The sequence below is a fragment of the Pseudidiomarina sp. genome, from assembly GCF_048267825.1.
Lineage (GTDB): Bacteria > Pseudomonadota > Gammaproteobacteria > Enterobacterales > Alteromonadaceae > Pseudidiomarina.
In genome coordinates this window covers 25655-43472 of record NZ_JBLWWR010000010.1, presented here as the reverse complement: position 1 = coordinate 43472, position 17818 = coordinate 25655, and the positions used below count along the sequence as shown (strand labels likewise).

Annotated in this window: 15 protein-coding genes and 5 tRNA genes; 2 read left to right on the top strand and 18 right to left on the bottom strand. The window is 47.8% G+C overall.

The window, feature by feature from the left end:
• Positions 1–5: 5 nt before the first annotated feature.
• Positions 6–1715 carry a BatD family protein gene (locus ACN0UN_RS08920; protein ID WP_417659671.1) on the top strand — a complete coding sequence of 570 codons (1710 nt, stop codon included), beginning with the start codon at positions 6–8 and terminating at the stop codon, positions 1713–1715.
• Positions 1716–1798: 83 nt separating this feature from the next.
• On the opposite strand, the gene ppiD is transcribed toward ACN0UN_RS08920, so the two are convergent.
• From ppiD to ACN0UN_RS08860, 12 genes are all read right to left on the bottom strand, one after another.
• Positions 1799–3691, bottom strand: coding sequence for a peptidylprolyl isomerase (gene ppiD, locus ACN0UN_RS08915; protein ID WP_417659670.1), 1893 nt, complete (start codon positions 3689–3691; stop codon positions 1799–1801).
• 106 nt (positions 3692–3797) lie between these two features.
• Positions 3798–3874: transfer RNA gene (locus tag ACN0UN_RS08910), tRNA-Asp, on the bottom strand.
• A 7-nt stretch (positions 3875–3881) separates the two neighbouring features.
• Positions 3882–4154, bottom strand: a complete 273-nt coding sequence (gene hupB / locus ACN0UN_RS08905) for a nucleoid-associated protein HU-beta (protein ID WP_055438316.1) — start codon at positions 4152–4154, stop codon at positions 3882–3884.
• A gap of 314 nt (positions 4155–4468) precedes the next feature.
• Positions 4469–6817 (bottom strand): endopeptidase La, encoded by a 2349-nt coding sequence (gene lon, locus ACN0UN_RS08900; RefSeq protein WP_417659669.1) that lies wholly within the window; start codon positions 6815–6817, stop codon positions 4469–4471.
• Between the two features lie 144 nt (positions 6818–6961).
• Complete coding sequence (gene clpX / locus ACN0UN_RS08895; protein ID WP_417659668.1) at positions 6962–8248, bottom strand: ATP-dependent protease ATP-binding subunit ClpX; 1287 nt, start codon at positions 8246–8248, stop codon at positions 6962–6964.
• A gap of 1 nt (position 8249) precedes the next feature.
• Complete coding sequence (clpP, locus tag ACN0UN_RS08890; RefSeq protein WP_417659667.1) at positions 8250–8867, bottom strand: ATP-dependent Clp endopeptidase proteolytic subunit ClpP; 618 nt, start codon at positions 8865–8867, stop codon at positions 8250–8252.
• A gap of 107 nt (positions 8868–8974) precedes the next feature.
• Entirely contained in the window at positions 8975–10273 is a 1299-nt protein-coding gene (gene tig, locus ACN0UN_RS08885) for a trigger factor (protein ID WP_417659666.1), read from the bottom strand.
• 154 nt (positions 10274–10427) lie between these two features.
• Complete coding sequence (locus ACN0UN_RS08880; protein WP_417659665.1) at positions 10428–11558, bottom strand: diguanylate cyclase; 1131 nt, start codon at positions 11556–11558, stop codon at positions 10428–10430.
• Between the two features lie 119 nt (positions 11559–11677).
• Positions 11678–11754 (bottom strand) — tRNA-Pro (locus ACN0UN_RS08875).
• Between the two features lie 41 nt (positions 11755–11795).
• A tRNA-His gene (locus tag ACN0UN_RS08870) sits at positions 11796–11871 on the bottom strand.
• A gap of 32 nt (positions 11872–11903) precedes the next feature.
• Positions 11904–11980, bottom strand: a tRNA-Arg gene (locus tag ACN0UN_RS08865).
• Between the two features lie 20 nt (positions 11981–12000).
• A tRNA-Pro gene (locus ACN0UN_RS08860) sits at positions 12001–12077 on the bottom strand.
• 253 nt (positions 12078–12330) lie between these two features.
• Here ACN0UN_RS08860 and folD point away from each other — a divergent pair.
• Positions 12331–13194, top strand: a complete 864-nt coding sequence (gene folD / locus ACN0UN_RS08855; RefSeq protein ID WP_417659664.1) for a bifunctional methylenetetrahydrofolate dehydrogenase/methenyltetrahydrofolate cyclohydrolase FolD — start codon at positions 12331–12333, stop codon at positions 13192–13194.
• A 9-nt stretch (positions 13195–13203) separates the two neighbouring features.
• On the opposite strand, the gene ACN0UN_RS08850 is transcribed toward folD, so the two are convergent.
• From ACN0UN_RS08850 to ACN0UN_RS08825, 6 genes are all read right to left on the bottom strand, one after another.
• Complete coding sequence (locus ACN0UN_RS08850) at positions 13204–13926, bottom strand: TadE/TadG family type IV pilus assembly protein (RefSeq protein ID WP_417659663.1); 723 nt, start codon at positions 13924–13926, stop codon at positions 13204–13206.
• A complete protein-coding gene (locus ACN0UN_RS08845; protein WP_417659662.1) occupies positions 13917–14633 on the bottom strand; it encodes a type II secretion system protein in 717 nt (238 codons plus the stop codon). The genes ACN0UN_RS08850 and ACN0UN_RS08845 overlap by 10 nt, the downstream gene beginning before the upstream one ends.
• 21 nt (positions 14634–14654) lie before the next feature.
• Complete coding sequence (locus tag ACN0UN_RS08840; protein WP_417659661.1) at positions 14655–14894, bottom strand: hypothetical protein; 240 nt, start codon at positions 14892–14894, stop codon at positions 14655–14657.
• Positions 14895–14912: 18 nt separating this feature from the next.
• Complete coding sequence (locus ACN0UN_RS08835) at positions 14913–15353, bottom strand: type II secretion system protein (RefSeq protein WP_417659660.1); 441 nt, start codon at positions 15351–15353, stop codon at positions 14913–14915.
• A 61-nt stretch (positions 15354–15414) separates the two neighbouring features.
• Positions 15415–16437, bottom strand: a complete 1023-nt coding sequence (locus ACN0UN_RS08830; RefSeq protein WP_417659659.1) for a type II secretion system F family protein — start codon at positions 16435–16437, stop codon at positions 15415–15417.
• Entirely contained in the window at positions 16428–17816 is a 1389-nt protein-coding gene (locus tag ACN0UN_RS08825) for a GspE/PulE family protein (RefSeq protein ID WP_417659658.1), read from the bottom strand. Before ACN0UN_RS08825 ends, ACN0UN_RS08830 begins: the two co-directional genes overlap by 10 nt.
• Positions 17817–17818: the final 2 nt, after the last annotated feature.

The window sequence follows — 17818 nt, the reverse complement described above, 5'->3', positions numbered from 1 at the left end:
ATTGTATGGTTAGAACAATTTTATTTTCGGTCTTATTAATTCTTGTAAGCCCGCTAGCCGCCGCACAAACTGCGGAAGTGATTGCTAGTGTCGATAAAAACCCGGTAATTCAAGGCGAACCCTTTACACTCACAGTCACCATCAATGACGATGTCAGCCAAGCGGCTTGGCAGCCCGAAGAGCAGTTGCGGGATTTTCGCGTGCTTAATGTTCGCTCATCGCGGCGTACCAGTGTAATCAATGGCGAAACCTCACGCACCACTTCGTTCATCGTAAACCTGCAGGCTCCTGACATGGCTGGTATTGTGCGTATTCCGCCATTGCAAATAGGCAACGCCAGTAGCAACGCGATTGAACTCACTATCTTAGACGCTGCCACATCGGCCAATGAACTTGAGCAACGCCCCGCGTTTATTCGTACGTCATTAGAATCAAACCAAGTGTATGTGCAACAGCAGTTTAAATTGGTCGCACGACTTTACCTGAGTGCTAATTTACACAGCGGCAATCTCGTCGCGCCCGAGCTCGATGACGCCGAAGTGAGCCAGTTTGGCCAAGACGAAGAGTCCTATGAAATTATCAACGGCAAGCGCTATCAAGTATTTCAACGCACCTATTTAGTCACCCCGCTGCGTTCTGGGGAATTAACGATTCGCGGCCCTATCTTTGAAGGACAAATAAGTCGCGAATCAGGGCGCTCGGTATTTTCATCAATTGCCACCACTCAACCTGTTAGCGCCGCGGCTGCATCTAAATCAATTAACGTACTTGCGCGTCCTGATAACTGGACGGGTCATTGGCTGCCGTCAGAGCTCGTCAGCTTGAGCGTCGAGCGGGCGAACCCCGAGGCACCTGTTGAAGTGGGTCAGCCAATAACTCTAACGTATCGGCTCACCGCCATCGGCGTAAGCCCCGAGCAGTTGCCTGAGCTTAACTTCGACGGCCTGACAGATGTATCGGTTTATCCCGAAGCTGCAGAATTTGCGAGTACAACCCGAAATGGGCGTGTCATTGCTCAACGCAGCCAAACGGTCGCGATTATCCCGCGCAGCAGCGGCGAACTCACACTGCCCGCTATCGATGTTGCCTGGTTTAATACGCGTCTACGACAAAAACAATTAGCGAGTTCGCAGCCGATAGTTGTCAACGTACAGCCGGCACCAAATGCGTCATATGAGGTTGAGCAGCAAACAGCGGAACCGAACACCGCTGTCAGTACCGACAACACAACTTCCGCTGAACACGATACAACAGCCGCATTGGCACCTCTGCAGTCACCCTACTTCATTTTGGCTGCCGTTTTCGCCGGGCTTTGGTTATTAACCTTAATCGTCTGGGCTTGGTGGTGGTTGCGCCAACAACGTAATCCGTCTGTCGGCGTACAAGCAGAGCAAGCCCATAAACCCAATCATGCATGGCAACAGTTGCAGCAAGCAGCCTTAGCAAATGACGCCGTCGCCACCGAGCAAGCGTTACGTGATTGGGCACACCAACAGCTTAGCTTACCCATGCATGATCTACGCGAGATTGCTGAGCATTTTAAGCATCAACCATTGCACAGCCAAATCGACCATTTACAGCGTTGTCGCTATGCCAGTGCGGATAAGTCATGGTTAGAAGGAAAAGCACTACTACGTGCGCTAAAGGCGGCACAAAAACATTTAAAGCAACAACCTAAAGCGAAGCCCCGTCTATCGCCGCTTTATCCTAACTAGCCACTAACTGTCGTGACCCATAAAAAAATCCCGGAGCAAGCTCCGGGATTTTTGTTTTAACAGTCATAGACAGTTATTAAAGGTTACTCTTGTTCGCGAATGTTACCGCTTGAATCAAGGCGTACTTCAATATCCGCTTGCTCACGCAACGCCTCAATGAACGCACCGTAACTTTGTTGCGTGTAGCTATTGATCAATTGATCAGCCATCTGCGCTTGCATCGTCTCGTCAACTTCGCCGTCCATAACATCAGTTAATTGCACAATGGCCAAATCACCATTGGCTAACTCAGTCACGGCAACTTGCACGGCGTCTGCAGCAGGTACTGCTTGCTCAAATAAGCTTTGCAATACTGCACGCGGAATGTCGCTTGCACGACGGTCAACCGCTTCAATAGCTGTCAATTCTACCTGCACAGGCTCACCAGCACGCAGTTTGGCTGCAATCGCTTCAGCATCATCACGCGCAGCCGCTTGAGCTTTTTCAGTGCGCAGATTATCCAATACTTGTGCACGAACGTCTTCAAGTGGCTTGGTCGAAGCCGCTTTAAAGTCAACCACACGCACCACAACGGCCTGCTTATCATTCACTTCAATCAAGTCGCTATTCAAGCGTTCATCAATGAATTCACGGTTGAATACCAGTTGTAAGGCAGCTGGATGATTCAGTGCAGATGGCGCATTGTTGCGGCTAAACCAGTCGCTTTCGCGTGCAGTCAGACCTGTTTCTTCAGCCACCGGCTTCAACGTATCAGGAATATCAAATGCTAACGCAGACACCTGTTGCTGCAGCTCGTAATAAGCTTGCTTGACACGGTCTTCACGCATATCAGCAACAATTTCGTCACGCACTTCTTCAAATGAGGTAGACGAACCGGCTTCAAAATCAGTTAGCTTAATAATGTGATAACCAAAAGAGGTGCTTACCACACCCGTCATTTCACCAACTTCTTTGAGCGCAAAAGCAGCTTCATCAAAAGCAGGATCCATAGTGCCCTGCTCGATAAAATCTAAATCACCACCCGCTTCAGCGGTAAAAATATCATCCGAATACTGGGCTGCCATTTCGGCAAAATCCGCGCCTTCAGTCAGCTTTGCCAGCACTTCTTGCGCTTCTTGTTGGGCAGCTTCGTCTTCGCCTTCAATTAAGATGTGCGCAAAACGATAGCGGTCTGGCGTTTCGTAATTTGCTTGGTTGTTGTCGTACCACTCACGAACGACGCTTTCATCAATTTCAACTGATTCAGCAACGGCATCGGCGTCGAGCGCGACAAACTCAACCTTAACTTGCTCTGGCACTGCAAACGCCTGTTGGTTGTTCTGATACCATTGTTCAATTTCAGCATCGGTAACTTCAACGGTGTTCAGATACTGCTCAAGTGGCATACTGGCATAAGAACCACTGCGCTTCTGATTCACTAAACGCTGCACTGCTGCGGTTTCGCTTGGCAATGCAAACTCAGAATTAACCATGGCTTGTAACAGTTGCGTGCGGGCTAAATCGCGACGCATAAGTTCGGCGAAACCGTCAGGGGTATAACCCAAACCGTTCAGAGTCATTTGATAACTGGTGTTATCAAATTGGCCTGCTACTTGAAACGCACCAATCTCGCGAATGGCGGCTTTAACTTGGTCATCAGAAACGCGTAGGCCCGCTTCGCGAGCAAATAACTCAACAAGCTTCTGGTTGACCAAATCATCTAATACTTGGCTACGCAAACGTTGGTTAAACGCTGGGTCGGCCGCTAGGGTGTCATAAAAATCACCGAATTGTTCTTTTTGACGCGAACGCTCATTCTCGACGGCGCGGTCAAATTCAACCCTGCTAATTTCTTCACCATTTACTACAGCCACCGATGGCTCTGGCTGGTTCGTGATGTATCCACCAATCCCCGCCAACGCAAAGGTAAGCGCTATCAATACTAGAATCGCTTTCACGATTAAGCTTTGCGACCCTTCTCGAATCCTGTCCAACATAATCCACTAAACCTCAATTGTTCCCATTCGTTGGGCGGGTATTATATCTGCTTCTGCAGAAAAAAAATAACCCGAAGACAAGCTTCGGGTTATTTTCAGCAAATGCTGGCGGAACGGACGGGATTCGAACCCGCGACCCCCGGCGTGACAGGCCGGTATTCTAACCAGCTGAACTACCGCTCCGCTTTTATTAGTTTACTGAATCTTTCAGTGCTTTACCGGCTTTGAAAGAAGGTACTTTAGCTGCTGCGATTTGGATAGTTTGGCCAGTTTGTGGGTTACGACCAGTACGAGCTGAACGCTCACGAACACTGAAAGTACCAAAACCAACTAACGCTACTTGATCACCTTTTTTCAAAGCATCTGTTACTGCTTCGATGAAAGAATCAAGAGCACGTCCAGCCGCAGCTTTAGAAATTTCTGCTCCGTCTGCAATTTTATCAACTAACTGAGACTTATTCACAGTATCATCCCCTTAGATTGTTATTATCAGATTTGCATGGTTCCATTGCGTTCTGTTTGTTTCAATGGGCCAGCGAAGGTTATAACAAGCTTAAACTTACGGTTCAAGCAGTAGTGATAGATTAGCAGACATCTTCCTTATTAATCCATCACGCAAGTGGCACGCCAGATTCTTCTTTTGTTTGAGTCTGACTAATCACTTTGACTCTAGGCTACCACAAGATTTCGGATTGAGAACCCTTTTTAACAATTTTTTTGACGAAAGAATGCGGCCTGTAGGCCAGTTATGGCCTCGCAGCCCGCATTTTTGCGTTTTTAAGCCGTCTTTTCCAAGCTTTTCGGTGCGGATTCGAGCGCAACGGCGAGTACTTCATCAATCCATTTAACCGGTTGAATCTTAAGATCACCCTTTACTTCGTCGCTAATTTCTTTCAAATCACGCTCGTTTTCTTTCGGAATCAACACATGTTTGATGCCACCACGATGCGCCGCCAAAAGTTTTTCTTTCAGCCCACCAATTGCTAACACCTCACCGCGTAGGGTTATCTCGCCAGTCATCGCAACATCGGCGCGCACTGGAATACCCGTCAACGAGCTCACTAATGCGGTTACCATAGCGATACCTGCACTCGGGCCATCTTTTGGCGTAGCACCTTCAGGTACGTGCACATGAATATCACGCTTCTCATGAAAGTCTTCCGGAATGCCCAGCATGTTTGCACGGCTGCGCACCACGGTCAGTGCTGTCTGAATCGATTCCTGCATGACGTCGCCAAGCGAACCCGTTGAAGTAATCTTGCCTTTACCCGCAACATTCGTTGCTTCAATGGTTAGCAAGTCACCGCCTACTTCGGTCCACGCCAGACCGGTTACTTGGCCTACTTGGTTATTCTCTTCCGCCTTACCATAGTCAAAGCGCTGCACACCCAAGAAGTCAGATAAGTTATCACCTGTGATTTCAACATGCTTGATACGCTTATCCAGCACAATTTTCTTCACTGCTTTACGGCATAAGCGAGAAATTTCACGTTCTAGATTACGCACACCGGCTTCGCGGGTGTAGTACCGGATAATTCCAATAATGGCATCGTCCGTTACGTTGATTTCTTTGGCCTTCAAACCATTGCGCTCTATTTGCTTGTTCAACAAATGACGCTTCGCAATATTAAGCTTCTCTTCTTCCGTGTAACCGGACAAGCGAATCACTTCCATACGGTCAAGCAGCGGCCCTGGAATATTCATGCTGTTAGACGTCGCTACAAACATCACATCCGACAAATCATAATCCACTTCAAGATAATGGTCGTTGAAATTGACGTTCTGTTCAGGGTCCAATACTTCAAGCAATGCGGAAGCTGGATCGCCGCGCATATCCGAAGCCATTTTGTCAATTTCATCTAACAAAAACAGCGGATTACGCACACCAACTTTTGCCATTTTCTGAATCAGCTTGCCCGGCATTGAACCAATATAGGTACGACGGTGACCACGAATCTCAGCTTCATCACGCACACCACCAAGCGCCATACGCACATACTTACGGCCGGTTGCTTTTGCAATCGATTGGCCAAGCGAGGTTTTACCAACCCCTGGCGGCCCTACTAAGCATAAAATGGCGCCACGCACCTTGCTGGTACGCTGTTGCACGGCAAGGTACTCAAGAATGCGTTCTTTAACTTTTTCCAGACCATAATGGTCGGCATCAAGTATTTTTTCAGCATTCGCGAGGTCTTTCTTAATGCGTGAACGCTTCTTCCACGGCACCGATACCATCCAATCGATGTAACCACGAACTACAGTCGCTTCCGCAGACATCGGCGACATCATTTTTAACTTCTGTAATTCGGCACGCGTTTTCTTTTCAGCCTCTGCAGGCATTTTCGCTTCGTCGATTTTGTGTTCAAGCGCTTCAAACTCATCTGGGCCATCTTCCATTTCACCCAGTTCTTTTTGAATCGCCTTCATTTGCTCATTCAGATAGTATTCACGCTGACTCTTTTCCATCTGCTTTTTAACGCGCGAGCGAATACGCTTCTCTACCTGAAGCAGGTCAATCTCACCTTCCATCAGTGCCATCAAATACTCAAGGCGCTCACGTACGTCGGTTATTTCCAATACCTTTTGCTTATCATTAAGCTTTAACGGCATGTGCGCCGCCATGGTATCGGCCAAACGATCCGCCTCTTCAATACCTGACAAGCTGGTCAACACTTCCGGTGGAATCTTCTTGTTCAGTTTCACGTAGCCTTCAAACTGGTTGATGGCCGAGCGAATCATCACCTCTTCTTCTTTCTCGTCCATCGTGTCTGAATCGAGGTAATGCACCTGCGCCCGAAAGAAGCCCTCTTCCGGTTCAAACTGTTCAATTTCGGCGCGTTGACTACCCTCAACCAGCACTTTTACCGTGCCATCAGGTAGTTTCAATAACTGCAAAATGGTTGCAACAGTACCTATGCGATGAATGTCATCTTGCTCGGGTTCATCAACCGATGCGTCTTGTTGCGCTGACAAAAATATTTGTTTGTTTTTATCCATCGCTGCTTCTAAGCAACGAATAGACTTTTCACGCCCGACAAATAACGGAATAACCATGTGGGGGTAAACCACAACATCACGTAGCGGCAACACCGGTATGCTCAAGCGTTCAATCCGTTCTTCACTCATAAACTTCTCCAGGTAACGGGTTCGTGATTCGAATCACTCTATCTTACCTCTTAATATGAGGCTCTCCAGCGAAAGTTCAATGTTTTGCATAAAAAAAGGGCCGTAAAGGCCCTTTTTGCACAAACTTCATGCTAAACAACAGAGTTATTCACCTGATGCGTGCTTTTCTTCTTGTTGGTTGGCATAAATCAAAATAGGTGCAGATTCGCCTTTAATAACTGACTCGTCGATAACAACTTTGACCACATTCTCAATAGTCGGCAAGTCGTACATGGTATCGAGCAGCACAGCTTCAACAATTGACCGCAGGCCACGCGCACCTGTTTTACGTGTCATTGCTTTACGAGCAATTGCTCGAAGTGCATCTTCACGGAACTCAAGCTCAACATCTTCCATCAAGAATAATTTACCGTATTGCTTGGTCAATGCATTCTTTGGCTGACGTAAAATTTGTACCAACGCGTCTTCATCAAGCTCAGTCAACGTCGCTAATACAGGTAGCCGCCCAATAAATTCAGGAATCAAACCATATTTAACGAGATCTTCAGGCTCAACACTGGCAAGCGTCAGTCCTTCGGCTTTAGGTTCTTTACTTTTCACCTGCGCACCAAAACCGATACCGCTGCCAACGCTAATGCGTTGCTCAATAACTTTATCAAGCCCGGCAAATGCACCGCCGGCAATAAACAGAATCTTTGAGGTATCAACCTGCAAAAATTCTTGTTGCGGGTGTTTACGCCCACCTTGCGGTGGCACCGCCGCAACCGTTCCTTCAATAAGCTTCAGCAAAGCTTGCTGTACGCCTTCGCCCGACACATCGCGCGTAATTGATGGGTTGTCAGACTTGCGCGAAATTTTGTCAATTTCATCAATATAGACAATACCGCGCTGTGCTTTTTCAACATCGTAGTCGCACTTTTGCAGTAATTTCTGAATGATGTTCTCGACATCTTCACCAACATAACCGGCTTCAGTTAACGTGGTCGCATCGGCCATGGTAAAGGGCACATCTAAATAGCGCGCAAGCGTTTCAGCTAAATACGTTTTACCACTACCCGTTGGACCAATAAGCAGGATATTACTTTTACCAAGTTCAATCTGCTCTTCGTCTTTGTTGGTGGTTTCGTTGTTATACAAACGCTTGTAGTGATTATAAACGGCAACCGCGAGTACCTTTTTAGCCATCTCTTGGCCAATCACGTATTCGTCTAAATGCGCGCGAATTTCATGGGGGTTCGGTAGCTTCTTCTGCTCTTCTTGTGGTGCAATATTTTGAATTTCTTCTTCCAAAATATCGTTACACAAGTCAACGCATTCATCACAAATAAATACCGACGGCCCGGCAATTAACTTGCGAACCTCATGCTGACTTTTTCCGCAGAAGGTACAAAACAACGGCTTTCCGCCGTTACCTTCAGTTTTATCAGTCATTCTATTCTCCGCCTCTTTGCGTCAACACCTTATCAACTACACCGTAGTCTACAGCTTCTTGCGCAGACATAAAGTAATCGCGGTCAGTATCTTTTGCCACTTGTTCGATGTTCTTGCCGGTATTTTCGGCCAACATACGGTTAAGCTTGTCTTTAATATCAAGAATTTGGCGCGCATGAATTTCAAAGTCAGACGCCTGCCCCTGGAACCCGCCTAATGGCTGGTGAATCATGACGCGTGAATTTGGCAAACAAAAACGCTTACCTTGCGCGCCACCCGCTAATAAAAACGCGCCCATGCTGGCCGCTTGGCCCATACACACAGTGCTTACGTCAGGTTTAATAAAGCGCATGGTGTCATAAATCGCCATACCGGCAGTCACTGCACCACCTGGTGAGTTGATGTACAAATAAATGTCTTTATCCGGATTGTCTGATTCTAAAAATAGCAGTTGCGCGACAATCAGGTTAGCCATGTGGTCTTCAACTTGACCGCAGCAAAAAATCACGCGCTCTTTAAGCAGGCGCGAGTAGATATCATACGAGCGCTCTCCTTTTGCAGTTTGTTCCACTACCATCGGCACCAATTGTGCCATTGGGTCTAGCGCCATATCCGACATAATTTACGACTCCTGAAATAAAAATGGCCCGTATAAGGTTATACGAGCCATTAAACCAAGTTGTTATGGACGCCGTCAACGATGTTGTGACAGTTCCACCAACTGTTTTACTTTTTAGGGTTCATCAACTCGTCAAAGCTGGTTTTCTTAGCTTTAACTTTTGCGTTCTCAAGGATGAACTCAATTGCTTGTTCTTCTAATGCAACGTTACGAATCTGCTGCATCATTTCTTCGTTACCTTTGTAATACGCGATAACTTCAGCTGGATCTTCGTACGCAGATGCGTTGTTCTCGATGATCTCGTCAACTTTCTTCTCGTCAACTTTCAGCTCGTTGCCACGGATAACTTCACCCAGTAACAAACCAACTTTTACGCGCTCTTTTGCTTGTTCTTCAAACAAATCAGCTGGTAATTGCGGCATTTGTGCTTGGTTACCACCGAAACGCTGCATGGCTTGACGACGCAGAACGTCTACTTCCTGGTCAATCATTGCTTTCGGCAAGTTCACGTCGTTGTTTTCAACAAGACCTTTCAGTACTTGTTCTTTCACTTTGCTTTGCACTGCGTTTTTCAATTCGCGTTGCATGTTCTTACGAACTTCAGCTTTAAGCGCTTCAACGCCGCCTTCCTGAATACCAAACTGAGTCACGAACTCGTCACTTAGCTCTGGCAATTCACGTTCTTCAACCTTCTTCGCAACCACAACGAATTGTGCTTCTTTGCCTTTCAGGTTTTCAGCATGATAGTCGTCTGGGAAAGTTACCTTAATGGTTTTTTCTTCACCAGCTTTCATGCCAATAATTTCGTCTTCGAAACCTGGAATCATGCGGCCTTCGCCAAGCTCAAGTGCGAAATCAGTCGCTTTACCACCTTCGAACTCTTCACCGTCAATTGAACCGGTGAAATCGATAGTGATACGCTCACCTTTTTTCGACTTACGCTTAATTTCTTTCCAAGTTGCGTGTTGCTTGCGCAATGTATCAAGCATGTTGTCAACGTCTTTGTCAGTAACTTCAACGTCTGGCTTCTCAACATTCAGCTTGTCTAATGCTGCAACTTTAACTTCTGGATACACTTCGAACGTAGCAACGAATTCAAGGTCTTTACCTTCTTCGTTAACTTTCGGCTCAATCGCAGGCATACCCACTGGGTTGATTTTTTCCTGCATCATGGCTTCAAAGTATTTGCTTTGCATCAGGTTCGACGCGGCACGCGCACGCGCTTCTTTACCATACAATTTCTGCAAAACATTAGGTGGAACTTTGCCTTTACGGAAACCGTTGATACGGCGGTTACGGTACTCGTCTTTTAACAGACGCTTGACTTCGTTTTCGATAACGTCAGCTGGCACGGTGATCGTGGCGCGACGCTCTAATCCTTGGGTTGTCTCTACAGAAACCTGCATTGCTTTGTTACCTCGGCTTCACTATTGGCCTGAGCCCACTACCAACGGGGCCCTTCAAAATGACGCCGCATTATAGCGAAGCCACGGGCTCACGTCGAGTGTCAACGGGTACTTTTGCACCGATTAAGCTACAGACTGCTTAGATGTCGCTCTATTAGTCAGTTGAAAATTGTGGATTTAATTCCATACGATTGCGTCCGGATTGCTTCGCTAAATAAACAGCTTCATCCACTTCACGCATTAAATCATCGGTGTTCGTCGTTGTTTCTGGAATACTCGATGTAACACCGATGCTTACAGTTACTGGTGTACCGAGCTTTCCTTTTAATTGCTGAACTTCAGTTAATACCTTCTTTGCCTGTACAGTCAGTTCTGTGAGCTCCGTTTGCGGGCAGACAATCATAAATTCATCGCCACCGAAACGGGCCACATATTCGCCCGTGCGTTTAAAGTTTCTTTGTAAAATATCTGCCACCGACTTTAATACTTCGTCACCATGCAAATGGCCATGCTCGTCATTCAACCGTTTAAAATAGTCCACATCAACCATGAGTAACGTAAGCGGATGTTTGGCGCGAACGGCCCGGCGAAGTTCAAGTTCAAGGCACTCATCTAAACCACGGCGGTTAATTAAGTCGGTTAAGCTGTCTTGCCGTGCAAGTTGCGCCAGCTTCGCATTGGCTTGCAACAGCTCTTCTTCAGTAGCACGCAAGCGCGATTCGGTTTGATGGCGCGAAATGGTATTGGCAATCATGTCGGCAACAAGGCGCATTTGTCGAATATCGCGTTCCACCCAGTTGGTTTGGCGATTCACCAAATCACAGCCGACAAAGCCAACCAGCTTGCCTTCCAAAAACATACCAACAGCCATCATTGAGCGAATGTTTTCACGTAATAATTCGTCGCGAAAGCCACCCGTTGAATCGCTTAGCTGACAGGAGTCATCCACCAGTACCTGTCCGTCTTCAAGCATACGCTCGAAAAAATACGGCATGGTTTCCGCAGGAATGTTTTGTAGTTCGTCTTTATGAGGCGTGATACCGTCGTTGGTCCACTCATAGGTGTTTGACATTTCTGAATAATCATTTGAAAACTCAAAAACATAACAACGATCTTTGCTACCGCCGCGCCCTAGCAAGGCTAACGCATGCTCAATATGGGTTTGACTTTGGTCGGGTGTGGAGTTTATCAGCTGCATGCTAATTACCGAGATCACCAACCCAAACCCTTCATCTGTTGAAGTAGAGTGCACAGCATCATACTGGTTTGGCGTTGTCTCTAACATAAATCACGCTCTTATAATTGTTATAACGTGTTGCACAAATGAAAGTTAGTGCTCAAATTATACGCATATAGAGCTATAAATCTACGGAAAATAACCAGAAAAGAAAATTAGAGAGAGAATGGTCGGCGAGACTGGATTCGAACCAGCGACCCCTTGTACCCAAAACAAGTGCGCTACCAAGCTGCGCTACTCGCCGACATTATTATTTTTTGAGATAGTGCTGAACAGCGAAGAAAATGGGGTGGCTGATGGGACTTGAACCCACGACAACCGGAATCACAATCCGGGGCTCTACCAACTGAGCTACAGCCACCACTTCACAACATTGTTTTGCCAGGGCTAAATTGGCGCACCCGGCAGGATTCGAACCTGCGACCGACGGCTTAGAAGGCCGTTGCTCTATCCAGCTGAGCTACGGGCGCATATCTTACCTGCTTTAAAATGGTCGGCGAGACTGGATTCGAACCAGCGACCCCTTGTACCCAAAACAAGTGCGCTACCAAGCTGCGCTACTCGCCGACAAATTCTAAAAACCGGTGCAGGACGCGGCCTGACAACGGGGGCGAATATTACCTGTTGGGCAGTAAGCCGTCAAACACTTTTTTGCCCGAATTGTCTGACTGCTGAAAATACCAACAGCGTGCCGGAAATTTGTTCATTACGCTTATTCAGGGCATCAACATTAGATGCTACAACCTTAGCAAAAAACATGCGAAAATAGCACTTCTTGAAATCACTATTCTAGCGATCAATCTAAAGGGTGCTCCCAGCAATGACTGCGCAACGTATCGATGGTAAACAAGTAGCTCAACAAGTTCGTGATCAAGTAAAACAGGCCGTTGCCAAGCGCCTTGCCGCTGGTGCTCGTGCACCGGGGTTAGCGGTGGTATTGGTCGGCAGCGACCCCGCTTCGCAGGTATACGTAGGTAGCAAACGCCGTGCTTGTGAAGAGGTAGGCATTACCTCTCAAGCATTCGACTTACCGGCAAGCACAACGCAAGCCGAGCTTGAAGCACTTATCGATACACTTAACGCAGACACCAGCATTGACGGCATCTTGGTGCAACTGCCGTTGCCTGAGGGGCTTGACGCACAGGCCATACTGGAACGCATTCACCCGTTTAAAGACGTTGATGGCTTCCACCCGTTTAACATGGGCCGACTTGCCCAACGTAACCCAGCCCTGCGCCCTTGCACCCCGCGCGGCGTAATTACCTTATTTGATTCCATCGGCTTAGACTTGCACGGCAAAAATGCCGTGGTTGTTGGCGCTTCAAACATTGTCGGCCGCCCCATGAGCCTTGAGCTGTTGTTGGCCGGCGCTACAACTACCGTATGCCATCGCTTCACCAGTGACCTCAAAGAACACGTACAACGTGCCGATGTGCTGGTGGTTGCTGTTGGCAAACCGAACTTTATTCCTGGCGAATGGGTAAAACCAGGCGCTGTGGTCATTGATGTGGGCATTAACCGTTTACCATCAGGCCAACTGGTGGGCGACATTGAATTTGCCGCCGCCGAGCAACGCGCGTCTTACATTACCCCAGTACCAGGCGGCGTAGGCCCCATGACCGTAGCCACATTGATGCAAAACACCTTGCAGGCTTGTGATACGTGGCATGCACCCCTTAAGTAATCGTTTGATTTAATTGTGTTTATTAGGTTGCTTATCGGCGCGAAAACCTGACAACATTGGCCCTGTGCGCCGCGAAATAAGTGGCCACATTGGCTCACCAACTAACGCTTCCCGTAAACGACAAAAGCGCTGTGCCGGACTGTCAAAAAGCTGTCGCCAAGTTTGTAATACTGGAGCGACTAACGGCACTTGCAGCGGCATACACCACCAGATTTCAATATCTAACTGTCGTGCAGCCAGCCAGTTATCCGTAACATCCATGTTTGCAGTTCTCGCCAGTGCATGATCAATGGCTATTTCAGTCACCCACTGCTGCTTACGCAAATCATAACGCTGCTCATTAAATTGCTCTTGGGCTTTAACCGTCGGGCTATGCAGTTGAATGGTTGATGCTAGCCGCGCATGCAGTAATGTGGCTACAGTCGCTCGCCACGCGCCCTCTCGTAAATTAGCTGCCTCAGATTCATCCTCTTGATCAACGTTCCACTGTAATTGAGTGCTTGCCATACCTGTTGCTAACACGTTGCGCATAGCCGACAAATCACCATGTTGCAGTTGACCTGCGCGCAGCACGTAGTGACTGGTGTTGTGCAACAAATGTTGCGCCCAGAATAGCCAAATTAATTGCAGTGCCGCCAACAGCATCCAAAAAATAAGTGGCGTAAGTAGCATCGCTTCAATGGTTGCTACGCCTCGCTGATGGCTACCAAGACAACGAGGGACTATTTGCATAATCCCTGCAACTGACAGTTGCGCCATAGCTGGGCGTATTCATCAACGCGAGTGCGCAGCTCCGTCATGCTTGTAGCTGGAGTAATTACATCCAGAGCATAGACAGTTTGCACTGTTAGCTCACTGGCTTTCAGTGCTATCACTTCAAGTTCCTGAGCTATTAGCGTTTTCGCCTCTATCGTTTGTGCGTCTAGAGCGCTGACGGCAGTGATATCAAACTCAGCCATATCGAGATCGGTTGCCATACTGTTTAGGTGCTCTTGATCCATCATGGGTAAGCGATGTAAATATTGCTCGCCTGCTGAGGCTATTGTTGGCGGCCATATAATAAGAATAAATTCAGTACCGCGTGACATCGAGCCTGGAACCTGGCCCGATAGCCAATCGGCTTTTGCACGAGTTGGCGCTTGGAGCGTCAACTCAAGCCAGTTTTCATATTCTATAAACGACCATGATTGCTGCCAGGGGTAATTAAGATAAGCGATATCTTCAGGTGCCAATAAGTCATCAACTGCCGTTGGTGGTGTAAGATGCTTTGCCCAATAGATTGTTGCTGCGTCACGTATCATCTCCGTATCATCAATCCATTTTTGACGTTCCTGTTGCTGTTGATGAATTTGCCGCGCTTGGGTCGCTATCATTAATAATCCACTCATAATTACCACTGCGGTGATAATTTCGAGCAACACAAAACCTCGGGCTCGCATGATTAACTTCCTTGTTTAGGCTTAATGTTGCTGAAGAAAACGCTGGTGCCGCTGCAACTGTCGCTCAAGGCGAATATTTTGTCGCTGCAGTTCACGGTCAAAGAACTTTTCGCGCTGCTGCTCACTAAGCTTTGCTGTGGCCACTAAAAGTGTCGATACTGCAACGGCGGCACTAGCGAGAACGGCCAAACCGATAACCCACTCCAGCACCAAAAAACCGCGGTTATTCGACATTTTTTGATTCTCTGAACCAGCTTTCATGGATTTGTCCTGAATCGATTAACCTTGAAATTTGAGCGTCAAGGTGTCCCCAGAAAAACTACTCTCAATGGCATAGTCCGTAAAATCATAAGCCAGTCGAGCCCCCTCGGCCGTTTGTTCAATGCCACTGACCGTAATGACATATAGCGAAGTATCGGTTCCATCAACCGCGATACTAATGTCGCCACCCCACGGATTAATACGAGTACCCGCTCCCCAAACTTCAGGCACGGCGGCGATACTCGACATGGCTGACATACTTATTCCGGTCAGATCACCGGTTCGAGGTCGCCATAGCTGAGCTCCGGACTGAATTGTAATGATTTGGCTCTTTGCTTCACTCACGCGCGAATTGCCCACCGCCCAGTCTCGTAAGGCGAGCGACCCAATGGTCGCCAGTGCGATAATGGATAACACCGTCAACACTTCGATAAACGTAAATCCTTTTTGAGATTGCATAATTAACACTCCATTGTTGAAAAAAAAGATTGGTGTCGAGTAACAGCCATAATTGGACTGTCTAAACGATACTCTGCTGCGTTATCGCCATTAACATGCTTCCCATACCGCCAAGCATGACGATCAACAAGACAAAAATCATTCCATAGCAGAACCCTTGGAGGACTGCTCTCAGCCGCGCCAGCGCTTGCACTGCATCATGCGCTGCATAACTTGCCACGCGCTTCAATGTGCCGTGTTCAGTGGCATTTCTACTGCCATTACCGAGTCGAAATAGCATGCGGGCAGACAATAATCCGCTATCAAATATACGTTCCAAGCGTCGCTCGCCATCAGCCAGCTTTGCGCGCATTCCAGCGATATGTGCATTCAACGAGTTACCGCCATAACGTTGCATGGTTGCCAGTGAACGATCGAGATTAATGCCAGCTTGCAACAAAACCGTGGACGTTTGCAGCAACAGCACTGCGCTAAAATAACGGTGAATAAGAAAAGCGCCCTTACCTGCGAGTAACTGACACCAGTGCCATTTAAAGTTAACCAAACCTGGGGGGCCCCAGCTCAACATAAATACCGTCACAACTACCAATAACAAGCCTGGTAACATGAGGCTGTGCGTGAGCGCTAGCAACCATTCACTTAATTGCGGCCACTGCGACTCCGGCAACGACTGCGCGAGCTTAGGCATTACACCCCGCCCGATAAAAAATGTTGCAGCAAAAGCCAGCGCTAACATAACCACAGGGTAGAGCAATGGCTTCCAAAACTGGCGCCAGGCTTCGCGTCGTTGCTGCTCAAACCGTTGGTGCTGTGATAAAATTTGCTCAAGAATTCCACTATGTTCGCCAACAGCAACCAGCATCACTAGATCTTCAGAGAACCAATGATGCAGTGATGGTCCCAACGCCCGACCATGATTTAATTGTTTAATCAACTGCACAGCAACCTCTTGCTCGAGTTTTAGATTGAGGTGTCGCGCATTTTCCAGCAGTTCATGACAGCAGGTTAATGGGCTTAACCCATCACCAAGTCCCAACGCCAAATCTTCTAAGAAAGCTAATTGACGAGCTCTTGTTAAACGCATGACAAATGACTTTGTAATTGTGGCTCAAGTGCCTGCCATCCCGCCGCAATGAGTCGCTCTCGACAAGCTTCCAAACTTCCCTCCCGGATAGCTTTGCGTACACATTCATCAATTTCTAACAGCTCCGCCACTAAGCGACGTCCAATCACGCCCGAACCTTTGCACCTCGGACAGCCCCTATCGGTACCTTCGCAGTCCTCGCAAATTCGACTCACTAGTCTTTGGGCAAGTATCCCGCGAAGTACGCCCATTTGTGACAGGGATTCTGCACTCAACCCTAAATCCAGTAGTCGCTGGATAACCCCAAAGGTGTCGTGCGCATGCACTGTTGCGGTTACCAGATGGCCGGTCAAGCCAGCCGTATATGCTGCACGTGCGGTAGCGGCATCACGAATTTCACTGATGGAAATGACATCTGGATCTTCGCGCAACGCAACACGTACCATGTTGGCAAAATTCAATTCTTCATGGTCCGCTATCACTGGCTTTTGTTCGATATATGGTTGAATAATTTCGATTGGATCTTCAAGCGAAATCACTTTAGCGGTACGAGGTATATGCCAATTTATGGCCGCCAACGTGGTTGTTTTACCTTGACCGGTTGGCCCTGCAACAATGATTATTCCTGCCGGTTTTCCTAACATAGCCAACAGGCTATCTAAGTGCTCAGGGATCAACCCAATACCACTTAACTCTAACGCTTTCTGCTGTTCTGATTGCATCCGCATCGTTACTGCAAAGCCGTTTCGCGTCGGCGACTTTTGAACTCTTAATCGCATGCGGTTTATTTGGTTATTGTGCATAACGGAAAGCGAAATACTTGCACTCGACAGCCGCTGCTCATCAAATAATTCATGGAAGTCTTCAGAGCGTGTATTGAGTGCCGCAGCTATTGCCGCCGCCATGGTTTCGCGATTACGTTCTACCTGCCCGACCAACCGCCCATGCACCCGAAACGCTAACGAAGCGTGCGATGGTAAAAATAATAAATGAATGTCAGATGCTTCCAATACCAATGCTTGAAGCACGAGGTCTTCCAGCGCCTGCTGTGCGCGGGTGTGGTCAAGTTCCACTGGCGCGCGTTGATGCAGGTGTTCTCGTCGCGCAGCAGCATCATGAAGTTGACTGCGAATGGCTCGCGCATCCGCCACAAACCATGCGCGTGATTGCTTACCAAATAGTTGCGCTTGTGCGCAAATCGTAAGCAATTCCAACAGATGTTGTCGCCATGTTTGCTCACTTGCAATTAGCGCACCATCGTCGCCAATCAACACAGCAACGTTATCTTGCGGATATTGCTCGGATAAACACAAACACGGGTCAACCAGGTTACGATTTACTTCAACACGTGCAACATTTTCGTCGGTCATAATCAGCATCG